At 73.6% G+C, this 23,924-nt stretch carries 22 protein-coding genes; 11 read left to right on the top strand and 11 right to left on the bottom strand.

Going from position 1 to position 23,924, the window contains the following annotated elements:
* Window positions 1-46: 46 nt before the first annotated feature.
* Both lpdA and ACZ5CZ_RS27740 read right to left on the bottom strand, forming a co-directional pair.
* Complete coding sequence (lpdA, locus tag ACZ5CZ_RS27735) at window positions 47-1,435, bottom strand: dihydrolipoyl dehydrogenase (RefSeq protein WP_385844085.1); 1,389 nt, start codon at window positions 1,433-1,435, stop codon at window positions 47-49.
* Window positions 1,436-1,729: 294 nt separating this feature from the next.
* Window positions 1,730-3,292, bottom strand: a complete 1,563-nt coding sequence (locus ACZ5CZ_RS27740) for a leucyl aminopeptidase (RefSeq protein WP_468946975.1) — start codon at window positions 3,290-3,292, stop codon at window positions 1,730-1,732.
* A 351-nt stretch (window positions 3,293-3,643) separates the two neighbouring features.
* Here ACZ5CZ_RS27740 and ACZ5CZ_RS27745 point away from each other — a divergent pair, with 351 nt between their 5' ends.
* The 4 genes from ACZ5CZ_RS27745 (at window position 3,644) to ACZ5CZ_RS27760 (ending at window position 9,271) form a co-directional block, all read left to right on the top strand.
* Window positions 3,644-5,689: a hypothetical protein gene (locus ACZ5CZ_RS27745; RefSeq protein ID WP_468946977.1), complete on the top strand. Its 2,046-nt coding sequence runs from the start codon at window positions 3,644-3,646 to the stop codon at window positions 5,687-5,689.
* A gap of 80 nt (window positions 5,690-5,769) precedes the next feature.
* Entirely contained in the window at window positions 5,770-7,263 is a 1,494-nt protein-coding gene (gene pelF, locus ACZ5CZ_RS27750) for a GT4 family glycosyltransferase PelF (RefSeq protein WP_385844081.1), read from the top strand.
* Window positions 7,260-8,624: a hypothetical protein gene (locus ACZ5CZ_RS27755; RefSeq protein ID WP_468946980.1), complete on the top strand. Its 1,365-nt coding sequence runs from the start codon at window positions 7,260-7,262 to the stop codon at window positions 8,622-8,624. The genes pelF and ACZ5CZ_RS27755 overlap by 4 nt, the downstream gene beginning before the upstream one ends.
* Window positions 8,621-9,271, top strand: coding sequence for a spherulation-specific family 4 protein (locus ACZ5CZ_RS27760; protein ID WP_385844078.1), 651 nt, complete (start codon window positions 8,621-8,623; stop codon window positions 9,269-9,271). The genes ACZ5CZ_RS27755 and ACZ5CZ_RS27760 overlap by 4 nt, the downstream gene beginning before the upstream one ends.
* Here ACZ5CZ_RS27760 and ACZ5CZ_RS27765 read toward each other — a convergent pair.
* Together ACZ5CZ_RS27765 and ACZ5CZ_RS27770 are read right to left on the bottom strand one after the other, a co-directional pair.
* Window positions 9,226-9,834, bottom strand: coding sequence for an RDD family protein (locus ACZ5CZ_RS27765; RefSeq protein ID WP_468946982.1), 609 nt, complete (start codon window positions 9,832-9,834; stop codon window positions 9,226-9,228). The two genes, ACZ5CZ_RS27760 and ACZ5CZ_RS27765, sit on opposite strands and share 46 nt — an antisense overlap.
* Window positions 9,835-9,880: 46 nt before the next feature.
* Window positions 9,881-10,666 carry an adenosylcobinamide-GDP ribazoletransferase gene (locus tag ACZ5CZ_RS27770; protein ID WP_468946984.1) on the bottom strand — a complete coding sequence of 262 codons (786 nt, stop codon included), beginning with the start codon at window positions 10,664-10,666 and terminating at the stop codon, window positions 9,881-9,883.
* 60 nt (window positions 10,667-10,726) lie between these two features.
* On the opposite strand from ACZ5CZ_RS27770, the gene ACZ5CZ_RS27775 reads away from it, so the two are divergent.
* Complete coding sequence (locus ACZ5CZ_RS27775) at window positions 10,727-11,491, top strand: hypothetical protein (protein WP_468946987.1); 765 nt, start codon at window positions 10,727-10,729, stop codon at window positions 11,489-11,491.
* Here the strand turns inward: ACZ5CZ_RS27775 and ACZ5CZ_RS27780 are convergent.
* From ACZ5CZ_RS27780 to cobT, 3 genes are all read right to left on the bottom strand, one after another.
* Entirely contained in the window at window positions 11,431-12,243 is an 813-nt protein-coding gene (locus tag ACZ5CZ_RS27780; protein WP_385844073.1) for a hypothetical protein, read from the bottom strand. The two genes, ACZ5CZ_RS27775 and ACZ5CZ_RS27780, sit on opposite strands and share 61 nt — an antisense overlap.
* A 24-nt stretch (window positions 12,244-12,267) precedes the next feature.
* Window positions 12,268-14,064 (bottom strand): phosphatidylglycerol lysyltransferase domain-containing protein, encoded by a 1,797-nt coding sequence (locus tag ACZ5CZ_RS27785; protein ID WP_385844071.1) that lies wholly within the window; start codon window positions 14,062-14,064, stop codon window positions 12,268-12,270.
* Window positions 14,065-14,174: 110 nt separating this feature from the next.
* On the bottom strand, window positions 14,175-15,278 hold the full coding sequence (gene cobT, locus ACZ5CZ_RS27790) for a nicotinate-nucleotide--dimethylbenzimidazole phosphoribosyltransferase (RefSeq protein ID WP_385844070.1): 1,104 nt from the start codon (window positions 15,276-15,278) through the stop codon (window positions 14,175-14,177).
* Between the two features lie 133 nt (window positions 15,279-15,411).
* Here cobT and ACZ5CZ_RS27795 point away from each other — a divergent pair, with 133 nt between their 5' ends.
* Window positions 15,412-16,419: a class I SAM-dependent methyltransferase gene (locus ACZ5CZ_RS27795; RefSeq protein WP_468946989.1), complete on the top strand. Its 1,008-nt coding sequence runs from the start codon at window positions 15,412-15,414 to the stop codon at window positions 16,417-16,419.
* 26 nt (window positions 16,420-16,445) lie between these two features.
* Here the strand turns inward: ACZ5CZ_RS27795 and ACZ5CZ_RS27800 are convergent, their stop codons facing one another.
* Complete coding sequence (locus ACZ5CZ_RS27800; protein WP_385844067.1) at window positions 16,446-17,648, bottom strand: bifunctional adenosylcobinamide kinase/adenosylcobinamide-phosphate guanylyltransferase; 1,203 nt, start codon at window positions 17,646-17,648, stop codon at window positions 16,446-16,448.
* Between the two features lie 77 nt (window positions 17,649-17,725).
* Between ACZ5CZ_RS27800 and ACZ5CZ_RS27805 the strand changes: the two genes are divergently transcribed.
* Window positions 17,726-17,935, top strand: a complete 210-nt coding sequence (locus ACZ5CZ_RS27805) for a hypothetical protein (protein WP_385844065.1) — start codon at window positions 17,726-17,728, stop codon at window positions 17,933-17,935.
* A 56-nt stretch (window positions 17,936-17,991) separates the two neighbouring features.
* Here ACZ5CZ_RS27805 and ACZ5CZ_RS27810 read toward each other — a convergent pair whose 3' ends face one another.
* From ACZ5CZ_RS27810 to ACZ5CZ_RS27820, 3 genes are all read right to left on the bottom strand, one after another.
* Window positions 17,992-19,056, bottom strand: a complete 1,065-nt coding sequence (locus ACZ5CZ_RS27810; protein WP_468946994.1) for a S1C family serine protease — start codon at window positions 19,054-19,056, stop codon at window positions 17,992-17,994.
* Between the two features lie 56 nt (window positions 19,057-19,112).
* Window positions 19,113-19,814, bottom strand: a complete 702-nt coding sequence (locus ACZ5CZ_RS27815; RefSeq protein WP_385844063.1) for a class I SAM-dependent methyltransferase — start codon at window positions 19,812-19,814, stop codon at window positions 19,113-19,115.
* Window positions 19,815-19,897: 83 nt separating this feature from the next.
* Window positions 19,898-20,524, bottom strand: a complete 627-nt coding sequence (locus ACZ5CZ_RS27820) for a DUF3043 domain-containing protein (protein WP_450785509.1) — start codon at window positions 20,522-20,524, stop codon at window positions 19,898-19,900.
* A 303-nt stretch (window positions 20,525-20,827) separates the two neighbouring features.
* Between ACZ5CZ_RS27820 and ACZ5CZ_RS27825 the strand changes: the two genes are divergently transcribed.
* From ACZ5CZ_RS27825 to ACZ5CZ_RS27840, 4 genes are all read left to right on the top strand, one after another.
* Window positions 20,828-21,619 carry a PspA/IM30 family protein gene (locus ACZ5CZ_RS27825; RefSeq protein ID WP_385844060.1) on the top strand — a complete coding sequence of 264 codons (792 nt, stop codon included), beginning with the start codon at window positions 20,828-20,830 and terminating at the stop codon, window positions 21,617-21,619.
* 22 nt (window positions 21,620-21,641) lie between these two features.
* Window positions 21,642-21,920 (top strand): PspA-associated protein PspAA, encoded by a 279-nt coding sequence (gene pspAA / locus ACZ5CZ_RS27830; protein ID WP_385844059.1) that lies wholly within the window; start codon window positions 21,642-21,644, stop codon window positions 21,918-21,920.
* A gap of 64 nt (window positions 21,921-21,984) precedes the next feature.
* The gene (locus ACZ5CZ_RS27835) at window positions 21,985-23,226 is read left to right on the top strand and encodes a sensor histidine kinase (RefSeq protein WP_385844058.1); all 1,242 of its coding nucleotides are present in this window, start codon (window positions 21,985-21,987) and stop codon (window positions 23,224-23,226) included.
* Entirely contained in the window at window positions 23,223-23,897 is a 675-nt protein-coding gene (locus ACZ5CZ_RS27840) for a response regulator (protein ID WP_468947000.1), read from the top strand. The genes ACZ5CZ_RS27835 and ACZ5CZ_RS27840 overlap by 4 nt, the downstream gene beginning before the upstream one ends.
* Window positions 23,898-23,924: the final 27 nt, after the last annotated feature.

The following is a 23,924-nucleotide window of genomic DNA, read 5'->3' on the forward strand; positions in this document are numbered from 1 at the left end:
AACGAATTGCGGAAGTCTGTGTCGTCGCGCCCGATGTCGGAAGGCGTCAGTCGTGCATGTGCAGCGGCTTGCCGGCCAGCGCCAGGTGAGCCTCGCCGAGCGCCTCGTTCTGCGTCGGGTGGGCGTGGATGAGCTGGGCCACCTCGGCCGGCAGCGCCTCCCAGTTGTAGATCAGCTGCGCCTCGCCGACCTGCTCGCCCATGCGGTCGCCGACCATGTGGACGCCGACCACGGCACCGTCCTTGACCTGGACCAGCTTGATCTCGCCGGCCGTCTTCAGGATCCGGCTCTTGCCGTTGCCGCCGAGCGGGAACTTGATCGAGACGACCTTGTCCGCGCCGTAGACCTCCTTGGCCTTGGCCTCGGTGAGACCGACCGAGGCGACCTCCGGCTGGCAGTACGTGACCCGCGGGACACCGTCGTAGTCGATCGGGACGACCTTCAGGCCGGCCAGCCGCTCCGCCACCAGGATGCCCTCGGCGAAGCCGACGTGCGCGAGCTGGAGCGTGGGCACGAGGTCACCGACGGCGGAGATGGTCGGCACGTTGGTGCGCATGTACTCGTCGACGAGGACGTAGCCGCGGTCCATCGCGACGCCCTGCTCCTCGTAGCCGATACCGGCGGAGACCGGGCCGCGGCCGACGGCGACGAGCAGCAGCTCCGCCTCGAACTCCTTGCCGTCCGCCAGGGTGACCTTGACACCGTCCTGGGTGTACTCGGCCTTCTGGAAGAAGGTGCCCAGGTTGAACTTGATGCCGCGCTTGCGGAAGGCGCGCTCGAGAAGCTTCGAGGAGTTCTCGTCCTCGACCGGGACGAGGTGCTTCAGGCCCTCGATCACGGTGACGTCGGCACCGAAGGACTTCCACGCCGAGGCGAACTCGACACCGATGACACCGCCGCCCAGGATGATCGCGGACTTCGGCACGCGGTCCAGGACGAGGGCGTGGTCGGAGGAGATGATGCGGTTGCCGTCGATCTCCAGGCCCGGCAGCGACTTCGGCACGGAGCCGGTCGCCAGCAGGATGTGGCGGCCCTGGATGCGCTGGCCGTTCACGTCCACGGAGGTGGGGGAGGACAGGCGGCCCTCACCTTCGATGTACGTCACCTTGCGGGAGGCGATGAGACCCTGGAGGCCCTTGTACAGGCCGGCGATCACATCGTCCTTGTACTTGTGGACGGCCGCCATGTCGATGCCCTCGAAGGTGGCCCGTACGCCGAACTGCTCGCTCTCGCGGGCCTGGTCGGCGATCTCGCCCGCGTGCAGCAGGGCCTTCGTGGGGATGCAACCGTTGTGCAGGCAGGTACCGCCGACCTTGCCCTTCTCGATCAGGGCGACGTCCAGGCCCAGCTGGGCCCCGCGCAGGGCCGCGGCGTAACCACCGCTACCACCGCCGAGGATCACTAGGTCGAAAACGGTGCTGGCGTCGTTCGCCACGTCACGTCCTCCATGCATGTGCGCCGTGCGCCGGTCTCCGATGACCGGCAGGCGGCTGGTGTCCGGCCGCTTGATGCTTCGGCCCTTCGGTGGGGGCCCTGTCCTGCCGGGCTCCATCTTTGCACTTGTCGGAGGGGACCGAGACGCCGGGCCGGTGTGTGAGACGGGCCACTAGAGCGGCTCCGCGGGGGCGCGGGGGGCTGTGCGAGAGTCCCCGGCGCCCCTGCGGAGGCCGTACGAACCGTACGAACCGGGCGAACGGTATGGATCGTACGGCTCGCGGCGTACGGCGGCTCAGCCGAGCTCGCCCGCGGCGGTCAGTTCCGCCAGCCGGACCAGCGTGCGCACCGCCGTGCCGGTACCGCCCTTCGGGGTGTACCCGAACGGGCCGCCCTCGTTGAACGCCGGACCGGCGATGTCGAGGTGCGCCCACGGGATGCCCTCGCCCACGAACTCGCGCAGGAAGAGACCGGCGACCAGGCCGCCGCCCATCCGCTCGCCCATGTTCGACATGTCGGCCACCTGGGACTCCATGCCCTTGCGCAGGTGCTCCGGCAGCGGCATCGGCCAGGCCGGCTCGCCGACCTCCTCGGCGACCTCGTGCACCGTGGTGCGGAACGCCTCGTCGTTGGCCATGACACCGAACGTCCGGCTGCCCAGCGCCAGCATCATCGCGCCGGTCAGCGTCGCGACGTCCACGATCGCGTCCGGGCTCTCCTGCGAGGCGGCCCACAGCGCGTCGGCCAGCACCAGACGCCCCTCGGCGTCGGTGTTGAGGACCTCGACCGTCTTGCCGCTGTACATGCGCAGCACGTCACCCGGGCGCAGGGCGGCACCGGACGGCATGTTCTCGGCCAGCGCCAGCCAGCCGGTGACCTTGACCTCCAGGCCGAGCCGCGCGGCGGCGACGACCGCGGCGAACACGGCGGCGGCACCGCTCATGTCGCACTTCATCGTCTCGTTGTGCCCGGCCGGCTTCAGCGAGATGCCGCCCGAGTCGTAGGTGATGCCCTTGCCGACGAAGGCCAGGTGCTTCTCCGCCCCGGCGGGCGCGTACGTCAGCTTCACCAGGCGCGGAGCCGCCGCCGAGCCGCCGCCCACGCCGAGGATGCCGCCGTAGCCGCCCTTGGCCAGCGCCTTCTCGTCGAGCACCTGCACCTTGATGCCGTGCTCCTTGGCCGCGGTCTGGGCGAGCCCGGCGAAGATCGCGGGGTTCAGCTCGTTCGGCGGCATGTTGATCAGGTCGCGGGCGCGGTTCAGCTCCTCGCAGACCGCGACGGCGCGGGCGACGGCGCCCTTGTGGGCGGCGTCCCGCGGCTTGCCGCCGAGCAGCGCGGCCTCGGCCAGCGGCGCCTTGCCGTTCTTGCCGTTCCTGCCGGCCTTGGCGTCCTTGCCGTTCTCCTTGTAGAGGTCGAAGGAGTACGCGCCGAGCAGCACGCCCTCGCCGATCGCCTCGATGGCGTCGGGGCCGTCCACGGGCAGCGCGAAGGCGGCCTTCCTGGTGCCGGTGAGCGCCCGGGCGGCCACGCCGGCGGCCTTGCGCAGCGCCTCGGGGTCGTAGCCGGCCGCGCCGTCCTCGCCGTCCTCGGCCTCGGTGCCGGGCTCGGCGCCCAGGCCCACCGCCACCACGAGCGGTGCCTTGAAACCGGCCGGGGCGGGCAGCTTCGTCAGCTCGCCCTCGGCACCCGAGGCACCCAGGGTCTCCAGGACGCCGGCCAGCTTGCCGTCGTACGCCTTGTCCACTGCCTCGGCGCCGGGGGCGACGACGGGGCCCTGGGCGCCCTTGGCGACACCGATCACGATCGCGTCGGCCCGCAGGCCGGGCGCCGCTGCGGTGCTGAGAGTCAGAGCAGTCACGGTGGTGAATTCTCGCTTCCGATGTGAAGTTGCTGTGGCCGAAACGGGGTGGGTCGACCGGGCCCGAGAGCCGACCCTAGGCCCAGGCCTGGGGACTGTCGGCACCGGGGCCTTCACCCTGTCGGCGAACACTTGGGACGAGACTACGCGCGTGGGGGCGTTCGATCATGCCTGCGGACGTTCACCCGGACGTGGCGTCATGGCCGCTTCCGCCCCCTCCGCCCCCGTGGCGTGAGCCACACTCATCGGGTTCCGACGGGTCCGTGACCCGCGGTTTCACCTGAATTCCACCGATCCCGCGCCGTACCGTCACGGCCCACGGACGGGGATCCTCCGGGGGGAGAACCAGTCATGACTCAGCGTGCGCGCCGCTGGCAGGCGGCGACCGTCACCGCGACGGCCGCGGGAATGCTCGCGCTCGGCACCGCCGTGCCGGGCGCGGCGGCCGCGCCCGAGCCGCGCGTCGACCTCAGGGTGCTGGTGGTCGACGACGGCGCCGGCCCGGTCGGCGCCATCACCGCACAGCTGCGGAGCGAGGGCGTGCCGTACACCCGGGTCGATCTGAACGACTCCGCGCGGCCGGCCCTCACCGGCACCTTCCTCAGCGACACCGTCGACGGCCGGCCGCGCGCGAAGTTCCAGGGCGTCGTCCTGCCGAACGAGGCACCCTTCGGCGCGGGCTCGGCCGAGCAGACGGCCCTGGAGGCGTACGAGAGGACGTACGGCATCCCGCAGCTGGACGCCTCCACCTGGGCCCACCCCGAGGTCGGCCTCGACTACACGGACGCCGGCGGCTACGCCGGGCCGCTGGACGGCCGTACCGCCACCGTCACCGCGGCCGGCCGGCTGAGCCCCTTCGGCTATCTGCGGGGCTCCTTCTCCTTCGAGGACAACTCGCCCACCGTGGACGAGAGCTACGGCTTCGTCGCGCGGCCCCGCACCGGCTTCACCAGCTATGTCGACATCCCGGTGCCCGGCGGCACCGGCACCGGCAGCCTGCTCGGCGAGTACGCCCACGACGGCCGCCGCGAGCTGGTCGTGACCTTCGTCTACAACCAGTACCAGCAGCAGTTCCGGGTGCTGGTCCGCGGCATGGTCGAGTGGCTGACCCAAGGGGTGCACCTCGGGCAGGCCCGCAACTACTTCGCCGTCCACGTGGACGACGTCTTCGCCCCGGACGCCCGCTGGGACACCGGGCGCAACTGCACCCCCGGCGACTTCGACTGCGGCGACGGCAGCACGGACACCACCGCACCGATCCGGATGACGGCCGACGACGCCCGGTACGCCGCCTCCTGGGAGCAGGCGCACGGCTTCACCCTGGACCTGGCGTTCAACGCGGGCGCCGGCGAGGAGTGGAAGAGCGAGCACGGCGGCACGGACCCGCTGACCGACCAGCTCCTCGCGGACCGGGCCAGGTACCGCTGGATCAACCACACCTACACCCATCTGTTCCTCGGCTGTGTGCAGGACACCTCGACCGTGCCCTGGAGCTGCGCGAAGAACACCGACGGCTCAACCCAGTGGGTGAGCCGCTCCGCCATCTCCGCACAGATCTCCGACAACCGCGGCTGGGCGGTGCGGCACGGCCTGTCCGTCGACCGCACCGAACTGGTCACCGGCGAGCACTCGGGCCTGCGGACCCTGCCGCAGCAGCCGCAGGACAACCCCAACCTCGCGCCCGCCCTCGCCGACAACGGCGTGCAGTGGACCGGCTCGGACGACTCCCGCGAGCCCGAGCAGCGCACCGTGACCGGCGGCACCACCCTCACCGTGCCGCGCTACCCGATGAACGTGTACTACAACGTCGGCACCCGGGCCGAGATGGCCGACGAGTACAACTGGATCTACACGTCCAAGGCGGACGGCGGCAGCGGCCTGTGCGAGAACAACCCGACCTCCACCTGCCTGCCCGCGCCGCTGGACACCGCCACCGGCTACACCGACCGCATCGTGCCCGCCGAGGCGCACACCGACCTCGGCCATGTGCTGGCCAACGACCCGCGCCCGCACTACGCCCACCAGTCCAACCTCGCCGAGGACCGCATCCTCTACCCGGTCCTGGACCGCGTCCTCGCCGACTACCAGGCCCTGTTCGCCGACAACACCCCGGTCGTGAACCTCCGCGAGAGCGCGATCGGCACCGAACTGCACGACCGGGCCACCTGGCAGGCCGCCCTGGACTCCGGCCGGGTCACCGCCTACCGCATCGGCACCACCGTCACCGTCACCGCCCCGTCCGGCACCCCGATCCCGGTCACCGCGCCGGAGGGCACCCAGCAGCAGAACCTGCTGACCACGACCGCCTTCGGCACGCCCTACGCGGGCGACCGCCAGGCATGGGCCACGCCGGGCGCCCTCCAGTCGGGGCTCACCCTGCAACTCCCCCAGGGGTGACCGCGCCGGGGGAGCGGCGAGCGGCGAACCGCGGGACACACCACAGGGGGGACACCATCCGTACCGGCCGTCACATAACCATGCTCACCGAAGGCACTTACCCGCATATCCACGGCGGCGTCAGCACCTGGTGCGACCAGCTGATCCGGGGCATGCCCGAGGTCCGCTTCCACGTCGTGTCGCTCACCGGCACCGGCCGCGAACCCGTCACCTGGGAGCTGCCGGCCAACGTCCGCCACCACCACACCGTGCCCACCTGGGGCCCCCGCCCCGGCCACGCCCGGCCGCCGTACGGCCGGGCCCGGCGCCGCTTCACCGACGCCTACGAGCGCCTGCTGCTGTCCTTCCTCGACCCCGAGCCGCAGACCGACTTCGGTGCGGCGCTGTACGACCTCGCCGTCATCGCCCGCGAGGGACGGCTGGCGGCGGCCCTGCGCACCGAGTCCGCGCTGCGCTCGCTGCACTGGATCTGGACCATGCCGCATCTGCCCACGGCGGTCGCCCGGCCCACCGTGCACGACGCGCTCACCGCCCTCGACCTGCTGGAACACGCCCTGCGCCCGCTCGGCGTGCGGATCCCCGAGGACTCCGTCGCACACGCTGTCAGCAACGGCCTCGCCACCCTGCCGGCCCTGGCCGCACACCGCCTCGACGGAGTGCCCTTCCTGCTCACCGAGCACGGCATCTATCTGCGCGAGCGCTACCTCGGCCACCGGGACCAGCCCTACCGCTGGCCCGTGAAGGCCTTCCTCCTCGGCTTCTACCGTGAACTCAATTCACACGCCTACCGGGCGGCCGACCTGATCACCCCCTGCAACCAGTACAACCGCCGCTGGGAGGAGCGCGGCGGCGCCGACGCCGACCGCATCCGCACCGTCTACAACGGTGTCGACCCGCACGCCTTCCCGCACGCCGGCCCCGAACCCGACGTCCCCACCCTCACCTGGTGCGGCCGCGTCGACCCCATCAAGGACCTGGAGACGCTGCTGCGCGCCTACGCCCTGGTCCGCGCCGAACTCCCGGAGACCCGGCTGCGGCTCTTCGGCCCGGTCCCGCCCGGCGGCGAGGCCTACCGCACCCGCCTGGAGAAGCTCGCCGCCGAACTCGGCGTCACCGACGGCCTCACCTTCGAGGGCCGCATCACCGAGGTGTGGCGCGCCTACGCGGCCGGCCACCTCGTCATGCTCTCCTCCATCTCCGAGGGCTTCCCCTTCTCCCTCATCGAGGCCATGTCCTGCGGCCGTACGACGGTCTCCACGGACGTCGGCGGGGTCCGCGAGGCCGTCGGCGACACCGGCCTGGTCGTCCCGCCGCGCGAACCGGAGAAGATGGCGGCGGCCGCCCTGACCCTCCTGAAGGACCCCGAACGACGCCTCGCCCTCGGCGAGTCGGCGCGCCGGCGGGTCATCGACCGGTTCACCCTGCGCCGTTCGGTCGACAACTTCCGCACCGTCTACCAGGAACTCGCCGGCCTGCCCGAGCGGTACGAACCCACGGTCGAGACGGTCGCCGACTGGACCGCGGAACTGCGCGACCCCTGGTACACCGCGCTCACGGACGGAACCGGCCGATGACCGACACCACCCCCGGGCAGGCCCGCACCCTGCCCGCCCTGCCCGCCCTGCCCCGCCCGCGCGTCCGGCCCGGCTGGGCCCGGCCCGACCCGATCGACCGACTCGCCCGCGAACTGGACGAGTTCGCGGCCGCCGCGGTCCACCCGGACGAGATAGCCGCCCTGCTGGAGTCCGACGGCCTCTCCGACGACCAGATACGCGAGCGCTACGGCGTACCGGACTCCTTCGCCCTCGCCGAGCGGCTCTACGACCGCACCCCCCGCCGCCACCCCGAACCGGCGGCCCCGCCCCCCGAGCCCTGGCACACCGGCCTCCTCGGCTGCCTGCTGCGCGGCCTCCTCTTCGCGCTGCCGGGCTTCGCCTACGTCCTCGGCGCCCCGTTCCTCTCCGACCCCCGCGCGCTGCTCGCGGGCGCCCTGTGCGGCTGGGCCTGGAACCAGGGCCTCGCCCACCGCGCCTACTCCTGGCTGGGCCTGGGCGACCCGGCAGCGGCCCGCCGCTGCCTCCTTACCGGCACCCCGGCGGGCATGCTCCTCGGCACCCTGACGGCCCTGGCGGTCACCGGCCCCGGCCACCCCGGGACCATCGCCTTCGCGGCCGCCCAGTCCTGCTACCTGGGCGCGTCCAGCGCCCTGCTGGTCATGGGCCGGGAGCGGGTGCTGCTGGCGGCCCTGCTCCCGCTGACGGCCGGCGGCCTGCTCGCTCCGTTCCTGCCGCTCCCGGGGCCCTGGCGGCCGGCGCTGCTGCTGACCTCCCTCGCCGCCGTGGCCGTGCTCGGGCTGCGCGAGGTGCGCCCGAAGGGGCCGCGGCAGCCCGGCGACCGGGCGGCCACGACGGGCCCCCGGCCGGTCGCCTCCCTGCCCTACGCCCTCTTCGGCCTGGCCACCGGCACCCTCGTCCTGCACACCTCGCTGTCCGACCCCCGCACCGCGGTGGCGCTGACGCTCAGCATGGGGCCCGCGGAACACCTGCTCCACCGCTTCCGCACCCGCACCCGCTCCGCCCTGCGCACCACCGACACCCCGCGGGCCTTCCGTCGGAGCACCGCCCGCGCCCTGGCCCGCTGCCTCGCCGCCTACCTGGCGACCCTGCTCGTCCCCGCCCTGTTCCTGCCCCGCCCGCAGGCGGCCGGTCTGCTCGCGCTCGGTGCGGTGCTGTGGACCGGCCTGCTGCTCCAGTCCTTCGGCGCGGTGCTCGGTGCCACGGCCGGGTGCGGCGCGGCCGCCCTCGCCCAGACCCTGGCGCTGCTCGCCCGCACGGGCCACCCGCACACCGTGGCGCTCGCCGTGTACGCGGCGGCGGCCCTGGCCCAGTCCGCGCTGGCGTGCGGCCTGCTCGGAAGGGTGACCGCGCACCGATGAGCACTCTGCTGGTCCCGTACTACGAACACCCCGCGGTGCGTCCCGCCGAGTGGGCGGCCGTCCTCGCCGCCGCACCCCGGCTGTACGGCGTCGTCCTCAACCCCGCGAGCGGCCCGGGCGAGCGCCCCGACGCGGACTTCGCCGACACGGCCGCGCGGCTGCGGGCGGCCGGGGTGACCGTGCTCGGCTATGTGGACACGGGCTACGGCGGGCGGCCGTACGAGGACGTCGTACGCGACCTGACCCGGCACCGGGACTGGTACGGCGTCCAGGGCGCCTTCCTCGACCAGGTGAGCACCGGGATCGGCGAGTTCGCGGCCTGCGAGCGGCTGGCCGCGGCCGCCCGCGCCCTCGGCTGCCGCACGCTCGCCCTGAACCACGGCACGCCCCCGCACCCGGCGTACGCGGCGCTGGCGGAGCTGCTCGTCACCTTCGAGGGCCCCTGGACGGCGTACCGCCGCACACCCGCCCGGCCCGAACCCTCTCCGGCGGGGGCGCGCCACTGCCATCTGGTGTACGGCGTCCCGGCCGGCGTCGACCTGGCCGGCGCCGCGCGGGAGCGGGGCGCCGCCGTGCACTGCGCGGTGCCCGGCACCGGCGCTCACCCCTGGGGCACACTGCCCCACGGGCTGGGCACCGGACGCTGAAACGCGCTGTCCACGGTGGTGCCGGCCAGCCGGTCGGCGAGGGAGCGGCGGGTGGGGGAGAGGACGGTCAGCGCGTTGACGAGGAACAGCAGCACCGCGACCGCCCACACCGCCACCGACAGCAGGAACTGGCCCTCGACCAGCAGCACACAGGCGAGCGCGAAGACGGCGATGTCGGCGGCGGTGGTCACGGCGGCCCGGCGCAGGATGTGCCGGGACAGCCGCGGGGTGACGCACAGGCCGAGCAGGCCCTTGCCGAGAGTGCGGCCGAGCCAGCGCAGACAGGCCCACTGGTAGAGGAAGGTGACGAGGACGAGCGCCCCGAAGGCCTCCTCCACGTCCAGCACCACCTTGTCCCACAGCGACAGCCCCAGGTGCTCGGAGGCGCCGATGACGTCACCGCGCGAGGCCAGCAGGTCCAGGCCGCCCTTGGTGGCCAGCTCCGGCACGTCGGTGACGAGCGCGGTGATCCGGTGGAAGGTGAGCACGGCGAGCAGCGAGGCCGCCGCCAGCACCAGTGCGAAGTCGATGAACCAGGCCGCAACGCGGCGCAGCGTAGGCACGGAGTCCCCCCGATCCTGCATTCCTGTCCGTGTACGGCGGACGAGCCTAGCGGCCCAGCGCCAGCACCACGAACGCGGCCGTCGCGGCCGTCTCCGCGAGGGCGCCGAAGACATCCCCGGTCACCCCGCCGAAGCGCCGCACACAACGGCGCAGCAGCAGCTCGGCGACGCCGACGGCGGCCAGGACCGCGAGCGCGGCGCGCAGCCCGTCGTACCCGCCGAGGCAGCCGCCCGCCGCCCCGGCCGCCACGGTCACCACGCCCGCCGCCGCCAGCGCCGCACCACCCGGCACCACCCCGGCCACCGCCGCGCCCAGCCCCTCCGGCCGGGCGGCCGGCACCCCGGCGCGGGCGGCCAGGGTCAGCGCCAGCCGGGCGGCGGTCGCCGACACCACGGCGGCCAGCGCGCCCCGCGCCCACGAGCCGCCGTACAGCTGCGCCAAGACGGCGACCTGGGCGGCCAGCACCAGCACGAGCGTGATGACCCCGAACGGCCCGATGTCCGACTGCTTCATGATCCGCAGGGCGTCCTCGGCGGGCTTGCCGCTGCCCAGCCCGTCGGCGGTGTCGGCGAGCCCGTCGAGGTGCAGACCACGGGTGAGGACGGCCGGTACGGCGACCGAGCCGACGGCCGCGAGCAGCCCGCCGGCGCCCAGGGCGAGCAGCCCCAGCCCCAGCCCGGCCGAGCAGCCGCCGACGACCAGCCCGGCCAGCGGAGCGCTCAGCATGCCCCCGCGCGCGGCGGCCCGGTCCCACCGGGTCACCGGAACGGGCAGCACGGTGAGCGTGCCGAAGGCGAACCGAACACCGTCGAACGAAGAGGACTTGAGCACCGGCGCAGGGTACTAGGCGCTTGCGGAGCCTCCGGCAGGCGCTGGGGATAAAGTGCGCACATGGGGCACTGGTGGGTGCGGAACATCGTGGAACCGGGCAAGCTTCCGCTGCTGCTCGCCCTTGCCGCCTTCGTGCTGACCTTTCTGGTCACCCGCGTCATCACCCGGCTGATCCGGGCCGGGAAGGGCCCCTTCGGCAATGTAAGCGCGGGCGGGCTGCACATCCACCACGTCGTCCCCGGGGTGCTCCTCACCGTCGTGGGCGGCTTCGGCGCCGTCGCCAGCGACCGGCACGGCGCGGGCGCGGCCGTCGCCGCCGTCGTCTTCGGCATGGGCGTCGGGCTGGTGCTGGACGAGTTCGCGCTGATCGTGCACCTGGACGACGTCTACTGGACCGAGGAGGGCCGCAAGAGCGTCGAGGTCGTCGTCCTCACCGGCGCCCTCGTCGGACTGCTGCTGGCCGGATTCTCCCCCTTCGGCGTCAACGACCTGACACAGCAGGAGCTGACCGACCGCGGCACGGTCATCCTCAACATCGCCGGGAACTTCCTCCTGTCGCTGCTGGCCCTGAGCAAGGGCAAGGCGCGAATGGCGGTGATCGGCGTGATCGTGCCGCTGGTCGCGCTCGTCGGGGCCGTACGGCTGGCCCGCCCCGGCTCCCCGTGGGCCCGCCGCTTCTACGGCCGCCGGCCCCGCGCCCGCGCCAAGGCCGCGCTGCGCGCCTACCACCACGACCGCCGCTGGTCCGGCCCGCGCCGCGCCCTTCAGGACTGGATCGGCGGCAGACCCGACCCGCGCCCGGCCCGGCTGCCCGGCCGCCGCTGAGCCTCCCGGAGCAGGCGCCGGCCGCCCCCGCGCAGCCGGTGCCGCAGCCGCTGCCACCGCCGGTGCCCCTGCCCCGGCCGACGGGCCGGCCGGAACCGGGGCCGCTGCCGGTGCCGCACCGCCGCCACCAGGCAGAGCAGCCCCACGGCCATCAGCGCCGCCAGATGCTCCTTGCCGGCCAGGTTCTCCTTGACCAGCACCTCCACCACCATCGCCGCGGTCACCGCGCCCGTCGTGACATAGGCGCCGTACCGCCAGCCCACGAACACGGCGAGCCCCACCACCGCCGCCGACGGACCGGTGTCCACCACCTCCGCGTCCGTCCAGGGCAGCCCGAACGGGGCGTGCGCGCCGAGCCCGATGCCGATGCGCGCGTACAGCGTCCCGGCGAGCGTGGCGACATAGGCGATGGTCAGCGTCCGCCACCAGCCGATGCACACCTCGGCGATCCCGAACACGAAGAGGATCTGCGCCAGCGCGCCCCACACCGGCAGGTCCAGCGCGGGCACGAACAGGGACAGCGGAGTGCGCAGCAGGGCCAGCCACAGCGGGTCCTCGGCCTGCACGGCCCCGAAGTCCTGCACCGGCTGGTATCCCCACGGCTGGTTCTGCACCCACTGGAGCAAGGCGGTCAGGGCCACCGCCGACAGGGTCATCGGCATCACCCGCAGGCGCCGCTTCACCAGGGGCTCGCGCACGGTGACGTACAGCAGCCCCCACTCGGTACGGGCCCAGCGGGCGAGCGTTCCCATCAAGCGTTCCTCATCCCCGTACGGTCATCTGCGCGACCCCAGATGCCTGCGATGCAGCCACTTGGGCAGCCCCGGCGCCTCCAGGAACCCCTCCGCGCGGGCCGCCGCGAGGCCGATGCGCAGCAGGTCCGCGCTCTTCTCGAAGAGCAGGAACCGCGGTTCCCAGATGGGCCGGTACTTGGCGTTGGCGCGGTACAGCGACTCGATCTGCCACCAGCGGGAGAAGAAGCTGAGCAGCGAGCGCCACAGCCTCAGCACCGGACCGGCACCGAGGCGCGCGCCACGTTCGAAGACCGACCGGAACATCGCGAAGTTGAGTGAGACCTGAGTGATCCCGATCTCGTCGGCCCGCCGCAGCAGTTCGATGACCATGAACTCCATCAGCCCGTTGTCGGAGTCCCGGTCGCGCCGCATCAGGTCCAGGGACAGCCCGTGCGGCCCCCACGGCACGAAGGACAGCAGCGCCCGCAGCCGCCCTTCGGCGTCCGTGCACTCCAGCATCACGCACTGTCCGTCCTCGGGATCGCCGAGCCGGCCCAGCGCCATGCTGAACCCGCGCTCGGTGGCGCCGTCCCGCCAGTCGTCCGCGCGCTCCAGGAGGTACGCCATCTCGTCCGCCGGGATGTCCGCGTGCCGCCGGATGCGCACCCGGTAGCCCACCCGCTTCACCCGGTTGTACGCCTGCCGGACGGTCCGCATCGCCCGCCCCTCCAGGGTGAAGTCGGCGACCTCCACGATCGCCTCGTCACCGAGTTCGAGCGCGTCCAGGCCGTGCCGGGCGTAGACGGTCCCGGCCTCCTCGCTTGCCCCCATCACCGCGGGGATCCAGCCGTGCGCCCGCGCCTGTGCCAGCCACGGGGCGATCGCCCCCGGCCAGGCCTCCGGATCACCGAGCGGATCCCCGGACGCCAGACTGACCCCGCCGACGACCCGGTAGGCGACGGCCGCCTTGCCGGTCGGCGACCACACGACGCTCTTCTCCCGGCGCAGCGCGAAATAGCCCAGCGAGTCCCGCTCGCCGTGCCGGTCCAGCAGGGCCCGCAGCTGCTTCTCGTCGTCCTCGGTGAGCGGGTCGACGGCGCGCCGGGAGCGGAACGCGGCGTAGAACACCGCGAGGACGAGGACCGTACTGAGCACGTTGACGGCGACATTGGCCCAGTTGGGCGGGGCGATGCCGGGGAAGCGGCTCTCGTCGGCGGTGACCGACACCAGGCGCAGGGTGCCGTAGTGCCAGCGCTCCCAGAAGGTCGAACGGCCCGCGTCCGGCGCCCGGTTGGTGACGGTGACGATCAGCCCGGCCAGCAGGCTCGCGGCGAGCCCGCCGCCGACGGCCACGGTCGCGGCGAGCCGCGGGTTGGACCGGTCGCCCTTGGCGTAGAACTCCCGCCGCCCGACGAGCAGCGCCCCGGTGAACGCGGCCGTCAGCGCCAGCGACACCCAGTTCTGCGCGTACCGCCGGATCTCCGGGAACGCCATGGCGAACGCGAACAGGGCCAGAAAGGCCCCGCTGAGCACCAGGTTGAGGATCCACGCGGCCCGCTTGCGGCGCCGCATGGTGATGGCGAGGAACGTGGTGAAGACACCGGAGGCGAAGCCGGCCGTCAGCAGGTAGGGGGTGAAGAAGTCGTCCTGGTTGTGCCGGCGCACGTCCTGGTAGAGCGAGACCCACACCGCGCTGAGGAAGTTGATGAAGGCGACGGTCCGCAGATACCAGACGGCGAGGGCGGCGGCCCGCCGGGAGGCCCCGGTGGACCGCCGCCCCTCCTCACTCGAGCGCCCCGGTTCGGCTCGCTGCGGAACGGCAATTCGGGCATCTCCCATGGGGAAGGATCATATGGGCGTTGCTCCGGTGAACCGCACCTTTTCGGCCCACGGCGACCACAACGGCTCACCGCCGAACCCCGTGTTGCCGAACCGGCTCCGCGACCGGGCTACTCCTCCGCCAACTCGTCCGCCTCCGGCGCCTCCGCGGCCTCGGGCTTCTCGGCGTCCGGCTTCTCGGGCAGCTCCGCGGCCAGCGCCGCGGCGGCCCGCACCAGCGGCAGCGCCAGCAGCCCGCCGACTCCCTCGCCGACCTTCACGCCCTGCTCCAGCAGCGGCTCCAGGGCCATCCGGTCCAGCGCCTTGGCCTGCCCCGGCTCCCCGCTGTCGTGCCCGGCCAGCCACCAGTCCGGCGCCCGGAACGCCACTCGCTGCGCGACCAGCGCGCACGCCGCGGCCACCACCCCGTCCAGCACCACCGGCAGCTTGCGCACCGCGCACTGCAACAGGAACCCGGTCATCGCCGCGAGGTCCGCCCCGCCCACGGTCGCCAGCAGCTGCATCTGGTCCCCGAGCACCGGCCGCGCCCGGCGCAGCGCGTCCCGGATCGCGGCGCACTTGCGCATCCACGCCAGGTCGTCGATCGCGAGCCCGCCGCGCCCGGTCACCACCGACGCGTCGGTCCCGCACAGCGCGGCGATCAGCACCGCCGCGGCCGTCGTGCCGCCCACACTGACATCGCCGAGCACCACCAGGTCCGTACCCGAGTCGGCCTCCTCGTCGGCGACGGCGACCCCCGCCCGCAGCGCCGCCTCGGCCTCGTCCAGGGTGAGCGCGTCCTCGATGTCGATACGGCCGCTGCCGCGCCGCACCCGGTGCCGTACGACCTCCTCCGGGAAGGCGTCCGGCGCGCAGTCCAGAGCCATGTCCACGACCCGCACCGGCACGTCCTGCCGCCGCGCGAGCACGGACACCGGGCTCGCGCCCTCCAGCACCGCCCGCACCAGCTGCTCGGCGCTGCCCGCCGGCCGCGCCGAGACGCCCAGCCCGGCGATCCCGTGGTCACCGGCGAAGAGCACCACCCGGGGCCGCTCGATGGGCCGTACCGGTACGGCACTCTGCGCGGCGGCCAGCCACTCGCCCAGCTCGTCGAGGCGCCCCAGCGCGCCGGGCGGCACGATCCGGCGCTCCCGCCAGGTCTCGGCGTCACGGCGCACGCCCCCGTCCGGGCGCTCGATCAGATCGGTGAAGTCGTCCAGATTAAGCCTGCTCATTCGCCGAACAGTACCGCCAGAGAACAAACGCTTCCGTGCCACATCGCCACCACACTCCGGCGACGTCGTTGCACCCACCACCGGTATCCCATACGTTCCGGTTTGCAGCGGAATGTCGCTCAGGGAGCCGCCCATGCCGACCGTGCCGTCCGTGCCGTCCGTACCGACGTCGAACACCCCACCGCAGAGCCTGCCCCGGTCCGCCGACCCCTGCCACGCACCGCGCCGCGAGGACTGCCCCTGGTGCGGCTCGCGGTCCCTGCGCACCCGGGTGCGCGCGGCGGCCGAGAGGCGGCACGGCCCGCAGAGCTGCGCCGTGGACGAGTGCCGCGACTGCGGCCACGTCTTCCGGAACCCCCGGCTCACCGCGGAGGGCCTCGCCCTGCACCACCGGGACTTCCACGAGGGCCGGCTGGAGGACTTCGCCGAACGGGTCCTGTCCCCCCGGGCGGTGCGCCGCCGGCAGCGGGCCGTGGCCCGCGCGGTGCTGCCGCTGGCCGAGCCGGAGAGCTGGCTGGACGTGGGCACGGGGTACGGCTCCTTCCCCGAGACGGCGAAGGAGGTCTTCCCGTACACCTCCTTCGACGGCCACGACCCGACCCACCGGGTGGCCAAGGCCCTGCTGGAGGAACGCGTAGAGGAGGCGCACCAGGGCGAACTCACCGCACCGGAGCTGCTCGCCCGGCTGCGCGCCCGCTACGACGTCGTCAGTATGTTCCACCACCTGGAGCACACCCCGGACCCGCGCGCCGAACTCCGCGCGGCCTTGGGCGCCCTGCGCCCCGGCGGCCATCTGCTCATCGAGGTCCCCGACCCGCGCTGCGCGTTCGCGCCGCTGCTCGGCCGCCGGTGGCTGCCGTACGGCCAGCCCCGCCATCTGCATCTGATCCCGCTCCGCAACCTCTGCGCGGAACTGACCGAGCGGGGCTGCACGGTCCTGTCCACCCACCGCAGCGCACCCCACCTCCCCTACGACCTCGCGGCCGCCGTCTCCCTCTCCCTGGCCCACGCCCACCCCGCACTCCGGGCGATGGCAACCCCCCTCATCGGCCTGGCCTCAATCCTCGACCACACCCTCGCCCCCCTCCTCCGCCACACCCCCTTCGCCAACTCCTACCGCATCCTGGCCCGCAAGAACTGAGCCCGCCACAGCCGCGCGGCGACCTCTCAGCCCCGCAGCACCACAGCCTGCCCGGCGACCACCAGCACGACGTGCTCGCACTCCGCCCCGAACGCCGCGTTCAGCCGCCCCAGTTCATCCCGGTACCTCCGCCCCGACGCCGTCGCCGGTACGATCCCCGAGCCCACCTCGTTCGACACGGCCACCACCGTCCGCCGCGCCCCCCGCACCGCCGACGCCAACTCCCGCACCCGCTCCCGCAGCGCCTTCTCACCCCCGCCCGCCCACTCCGCGTCGTCCCACGCGCCCACGGAGTCCATGACATCCGTCAGCCACAGCGACAGGCAGTCGATCAGCAGCGGCGGCCCCTCCTCGCCCAGCAGCGGCACCAGATCCGTCGTCTCCGCCGTACGCCACGACCCCGGCCGCCGCTCCCGGTGCGCCGCCACCCGCGCCGCCCACTCGGTGTCCCCGCCCCGCGTCCCGCCGGTCGCCACGTACAGCACATCCGGGAAGGCCTCCAGCCGCCGCTCGGCCTCCACCGACTTCCCCGACCGCGCCCCGCCCAGCACCAGCGTGCGCCGCGGCACGTCCGGCACGTCCTCGTACGCCCCGACCACCAGCGTCGTACCGTCCGGCACCGCCCGCGCCCCGGCCGCCGCCAGCCGCCGCCGCAGCTCCGGGCCGGGCGGCACGTCGTGGCCGACATGCACGGCGAGCACATCCGTTGTCGGGCCCACCGAGCCCACCGCCCGCAGCCGGGCCAGCGCGTCCGGGCGCCCCACCACGTCCGCGAGGACCATCTCGTACGGCTCCGCCCGCGCCTCCTCCAGCCCGGCCGGCGCCCCGCCCGGCGGCAGATACAGCAGCCGCTGCCCGTCCGGCCCGGTCACCGCGTACCCGGTGCCGCCCGCGTCCATCGCCACGGCGCGCACCCGATGCCCCGTCAGCAGCGCCAACTCCCGGCCGTCCGGCACCCGTCCGGGCTGCGGCAGCCCGGCCGGCACCTCGACCGCGGGGCCGTCGTGCGGATGCGACAGCAGCACCTGCCGCACCCCGCCCAGCGAGTGCCCGGCCCGCGCCGCCGCGAACGCCGCCCCCGGCGTCAGGTCCAGCAGCAGCGCCCCGTCCACCAGCACGGCGGTCGCCGCCCGCGCGTCGGGCCCCAGCGCGCGTGCGCAGGCGGCGCAGGGACAGTCGGGCCGGGGCAGTCCCGCCGGGGCACCAGTACCGAGCAGAGTGATTTCCACGGGACGATTTTCGCTTGTCCTGGCAGGTCTTGCGCTTCCGGCTAGGCTGCCAGGAGTTGGATCACGAGGAGGCCCATATGACGGCATGGACGTGGCGGTTCGAGAAGGCCGACGGGACGGAGGTCCAGCCCGCGGTGCAGCCCGAGGAGTTCACCACCCAGGGGGACGCCGAGTCCTGGATCGGCGAGCACTGGAAGGCGCTCTGCGAGGGCGGCGCGGACCAGGTGCGGCTGTACGAGGAGAACAGCGAGATCTACGGGCCGATGAGCCTGCACGCCGACGCCTAGCAGCCCGGCCGGGCGGCCCGGTGGCGAGCGGTGGGGGGAGCGTGCCGTACCCCTCCTCACTGCTCGCCCAGCGTCACCCGCACCGTCTTCTCGCCGCTGCCCCGCAGATAGGTCACCGTCGTGCGCTGCCCGGGCCGGTCCGCGGCCAGCGCCTCCGACAGGGAGGTGACGGTGGTGACGGGCTGGTCGCCCAGCCTGGTGATGATGTCCCCGGGCCGCAGCCCCGCCCGGTCGGCCGCGTCACCCCTCTTGGCGGTGACCACCGCCACCCCGGCCGGCTGGTAGCGGACGTCCACCACCGTCCGCACGGTGACGCCGAGCGCGGCCCGCCCGGAGTCGACGACCCTGCCCTTGTCGACGATCTGTCCGGCGACCGTCCGCACCATCGACGCCGGGATCGCGAACCCGATGCCGGGCGCCGCGCTGCCGCCCAGCGCCGGGTCGGCCGCGGCGAGCGTGGGAATGCCGATGACCTGCCCGTCCAGGTTCACCAGGGCGCCCCCGCTGTTGCCGGGGTTGATGGCCGCCGAGGTCTGCACCATGTTCGGGATCGTGGCGCCCGTACCCCCGCCGTCGCTGCCCTCGCTGACGGTCCGTCCGGTCGCCGAGACGATGCCCTGGGTCACGCTGGAGGACAGCCCCAGCGGCGAGCCCATGGCCAGCACGATCTGGCCCATCTCGACCTTGTCGGAGTCGCCGAGCACCGCCGGTCTCAGCCCGGCCGGCGCCCGGTCCAGCTTGATCACGGCCAGATCCTGCTCGGGGTAGGAGGAGACCAGGCGCGCGGTGAGCGGCTCCTCGGTGCTGGCCGTGGTCACCGTGAACGCCTTCGCGGAGCCGACCACATGCGCGTTGGTGACGATGTGTCCCCTGCCGTCGTACACCACCCCGGAGCCCAGCCGGTTGCCCGCCCGGATCTGCACGACCGACGGCAGGACCTCCCGGATGACCTTCTGGTACTGGCTCTGGAGATCACCCACGGCCATCGGCACGGCCGCCCGGGTGGCCGCCGGCGGATCCTGGCCCGCCTCGGCCGAGGGCTTCTGGCAGCCGGTGGCGAGGCCCGCGCAGCACGCCAGCACCACCACGGCCCGCAGCACACCGGTACGGAAAGCATCCATGCCCCGAGTCTCACCGCCCGGTGATCACGAAGCCCGCGCTGTTGCCCCGAACGGATCTAGCCCCGTACGCCGCACAGATGCAGCAGTGCCGCCACCCGGCGGTAGGGGTCCGTGCGGCCCGCGCGTTCCTCGACGGCCAGCAGGGTCTCGAGGTCGTCCGGGATCTGTGTGCCGTCCGCGGCCGTGTCCGTGAAGACGCGCACGCCGTACCAGGCGTGCAGCGGGGCCGCGATCCCGGCGAGCGTCGCGGTGAGCGTGGACAGCCGGTCGGCCCGGGCGTCCAGGCCCAGACGGTTGCTGTAGGCGGTGGTGTCGAAGGCGGCCAGCGCCCCCGCCCAGTCGCCGGACAGGCCCGGGCGCATCGCCAGCGCGTCGCCGTTGCGGACCAGCAGGGAGAGGAGCCCGCCGGGGGCCAGCATCCGCGCCAGCCCCGCCACCAGCGGGTCGGGCTCCTCGACGTACATCAGTACGCCGTGGCAGAGCACCACGTCGAAGCTGCCCGGCAGGAAGTGCACACCGGTGTCCCGCCCGTCGCCCTGCACCAGCCGGACCCGCGCCCGGATGCCCTCCGGCTCGGCGGCCAGCGCCTCGCGCGCGGCGGCGATCATCGCCGGCTCCCGCTCGACCCCGGTCACCTGGTGGCCGAGCCGGGCCAGCCGCAGCGCCTGCGTGCCCTGGCCCATCCCGACGTCGAGCACCCGCAGCCGCTGCCCGACCGGGAACCGCCCGGCTATCTGCTCGTCCAGCTGGCGGGCCACCAGCTCCTGCCGTACGACATCGCGCAGGCCGCCCAGCTTGTGCAGCCAGGCCTTGGCCGCGCCCCCGGTGAAAGCCTCTGCGCTCAGGGCCGCTCTCCGCGCTTGACCTGCGGCTTCGGCAGCCGGAGCCGGCGCATCTGGAGGGAGCGGAGCAGGGCGTAGGCGACCGCGCCGCGGGTGTTCTCGTCCGGGAAGCGCTCCTTGAGCCGCTTCTTCAGCCGGAAGCCGCTGAACGCCGCGTCGAGCACGATCAGCACGATCACCACCAGCCACAGCAGCAGCGCCACGGACTGGATCGCGGGCACCTTCACGATGCTCAGCACGAGGATCACCACGGCGAGCGGCAGGAAGAACTCCGCCACGTTGAACCGGGAGTCCACCCAGTTCCGGGCGAACTTGCGGACCGGGCCCTTGTCCCGGACCGGCAGATACCGCTCGTCGCCGCCGGCGAGCGCCTGGCGCTGCCGCTCCAGCGCCTGCCGGCGCTCCTCGCGGTTGCGCTGCGCTGCCTCCTTGCGGGTCGTCGGCGTTTGGGCCACGCTTCGGCGCTGGGACTGGGCCTCACTGCGCTTGGGCGTGGGCCGGCCCTTCGGGGCCTGCGGGTCACGGGGCTGCTTGGAGTCGGTCACCACGGCCTTGTCGGCGGGCGCCTTCTCTTCCTTGGCACGGCTACGGAACACAAAACCCAAGGGTACGGGCTTCCCGGGCATGGACCCCAGCCCTTCGGGGAACGATCCGGCAACACCGGACGCGTACCGGCGTGCGCGCGGGCCTCGGGAAGGGACAGAACCGGGACACAACCGGGACCGAACCGGGGTCGGAAGATCCGGGGACCCGGAGGAGGATCTGAGGGGCCACCTACTCCTCAGGCCGGAGCGGTGCCGTCCGCAGTCGTTCTCGGGGATGAGCGCATCAGCCCCCGGACAGTGCGGTAATGGAGGCAGGGCCCGTACTGTGGGTTCTGTCGCTGGATCTGTGAGCTGGAGTCCGTCAGAAGGGGGCGCGCGAAGCCCATGAGCGGTGTCATGAAGCGTATGGGGATGATCTTCCGCGCGAAGGCGAACAAGGCCCTTGACCGGGCCGAGGACCCGCGCGAGACCCTCGATTACTCGTACCAGAAGCAGCTGGAGCTGCTCCAGAAGGTCCGCCGCGGCGTCGCCGACGTGGCGACCTCCCGCAAGCGCCTGGAACTCCAGCTCAACCAGTTGCAGCAGCAGTCCTCCAAGCTGGAGGACCAGGGCCGCAAGGCGCTCGCGCTGGGCCGGGAGGACCTGGCCCGCGAGGCGCTGTCCCGGCGTGCCGCCCTCCAGCAGCAGGTGACGGACCTCCAGACGCAGCACGCGACCCTCCAGGGCGAGGAGGAGAAGCTCACCCTGGCGGCCCAGCGGCTCCAGGCCAAGGTGGACGCCTTCCGTACGAAGAAGGAGACCATCAAGGCCACCTACACCGCCGCCCAGGCGCAGACCCGGATCGGCGAGGCCTTCTCCGGCATCTCCGAGGAGATGGGCGACGTCGGGCTCGCCATCCAGCGCGCCGAGGACAAGACGCAGCAGATGCAGGCCCGGGCCGGCGCCATCGACGAGCTGCTCGCCTCCGGTGCCCTGGACGACCCGACCGGCATGGCCAAGGACGACATCGCCGCCGAGCTGGACCGGATCTCCGGTGGTAGTGATGTAGAGCTGGAACTTCAGCGCATGAAGGCCGAGCTGGCCGGCGGCGCGCCGCAGCAGGCCATCGAGGGCGGCACCGGTCAGGGACAGTCCCAGCAGCAGCCGCAGGACACCCCGCGCTTCGACAAGCAGTAGGGGTCACGCCGAGGAGGCCGACGTGATCGTAAGGATCATGGGGGAGGGCCAGGTGAGCGTGGACGACGCCCACCTGGCCGAGCTGAACCAGCTGGACGACGAGCTGCTGGCCGAGATGGAGAGCGGCGACGAGGCCGGCTTCCGCCGCACCCTCGACGCCCTCCTGTCCGCGGTCCACCGGCTGGGCGTCCCGCTGCCGGACGACGCGCTGGAACCGTCGGACCTCATCCTGCCGTCGGCGGACGCGAGCCTGGAGCAGGTCCGCGACCTGCTGAGCGACGACGGCCTGATCCCCGGCTGACCCCCCGGGTGCCGGGAAAGGTGACGGACAAGGGAGCCTCGACCGCCGCCGTACTGTTCACACCGTGAGCACTCTCGACCGCGCCCGCTGCCGCCTCAGGGCCCACCCCCTGGCCCTGGACGCGGCCCTCGCCGCAGGCGTCCTGGCCTGCATGATCGCGGGCTCCTTCGTGGTGCCCCAGGGACCGCACGGGGTGACCTGGGGCGTCCGCACCCCCGACCCGCTCAGCCTGCTGCTGATGCTGCTCGGCGCCGCGGCCCTGGTCTTCCGCCGCCGCGCCCCCATGCTGGTCCTCGCCCTCACCGGCGCCTTTTCCCTCGTCGAGTTCGTCACCGGCGACCCGCGCGCCCCGGTCGGGATGTCCGCCGTCATCGCCCTGTACACCGTCGCCTCGGCCACCGACCGCACCACCACCCTGCGCATCGGCCTGCTCACCACCACCGTGCTGACGGCCGCCGCCATGCTCGGCGGCCCGCTGCCCTGGTACGCGCAGGAGAACCTGGGCGTCCTCGCCTGGACCGGCATCGGCGCCACCGCCGGGGACGCCGTCCGCAGCCGCCGCGCGGTCGTCCAGGCCATGCGGGAGCGGGCGGAACGCGCCGAGCGCACCCGTGAGGAGGAGGCCCGCCGCCGGGTCGCCGAGGAGCGGCTGCGCATCGCCCGCGATCTGCACGACGTGGTCGCCCATCACATCGCCCTGGTGAATGTGCAGGCCGGTGTCGCCGCCCATGTCATGGACAAGCGGCCCGACCAGGCCAAGGAGGCCCTCGCCCATGTCCGCGAGGCCAGCCGCAGCGCGCTGAACGAGCTGCGGGCGACCGTGGGCCTGCTGCGCCAGTCCGGTGATCCCGAGGCCCCGACCGAGCCCGCCCCCGGCCTCGACCGCCTGGAGGAGCTGGCCGGCACCTTCCGCAGCGCGGGCCTGCCGGTGGAGGTGGCCCTTCCGGACCGGACCGGGGACCTGCCGGCCGCCGTCGACCTGGCCGTCTACCGGATCGTCCAGGAAGCCCTGACGAACGCCCGCAAGCACGCCGGGCCGGGCGCCAGGGCGGAGGTCAGCGTCGTACGCGTCGGGTCGGCCATCGAGGTCAGCGTGTTGGACGACGGAGCCGGGGAGGCGGCCGTACCGCAGGACGGAGGAGGGCACGGGCTGCTCGGGATGCGCGAGCGGGTCGGGGCCCTCGGCGGCAGGCTGACCACCGGGCCCCGCTACGGCGGCGGCTTCCGCGTCCATGCGATCCTGCCCCTCGCAACCGACACGCGCACCGCCGACGCGCGTACGACGGCCCAGGGGGAGCCCGCATGACGATCCGTGTCCTGCTCGCCGACGACCAGGCACTGCTGCGCAGCGCGTTCCGGGTGCTGGTCGACTCCGAGCCCGACATGGAGGTGGTGGGGGAGGCCTGCGAGGGCGCAGAGGCGGTCCGGCTCGCCAAGGAGTACGCCCCCGACGTCGTCCTCATGGACATCCGGATGCCCGGCACCGACGGACTCGCCGCCACCCGGATGATCAGCTCCGACCCCGAGCTGGCCCAGGTCCACGTGGTCATCCTGACCACCTTCGAGGTGGACGACTACGTCGTCCAGGCGCTGCGGGCCGGCGCCTCCGGCTTCCTCGGCAAGGGCAGCGAACCGGAGGAGCTGCTGAACGCCATCCGGGTCGCGGCGGGCGGCGAGGCGCTGCTCTCCCCGGCCGCCACCAAGGGGCTGATCGCCCGCTTCCTGGCCCAGGGCGACGACGACCGCGACCCCGCCCGCTCCGCGCGGCTGGGCGCGCTCACCGGCCGGGAGCGGGAGGTGCTGGTGCAGGTCGCCGGCGGCCACTCCAACGACGAGATCGCCGAGCGGCTCCAGGTCAGCCCGCTGACCGTGAAGACGCACGTCAACCGCGCCATGGCCAAGCTCGGCGCGCGGGACCGGGCGCAGCTCGTGGTGATCGCCTACGAGTCCGGGCTGGTGCGCCCGAGGATGGACTGATCTCCACCCGCGTGTACTGCGCGCGGA

The sequence above is a fragment of the Streptomyces sp. NPDC031418 genome, assembly GCF_055581605.1.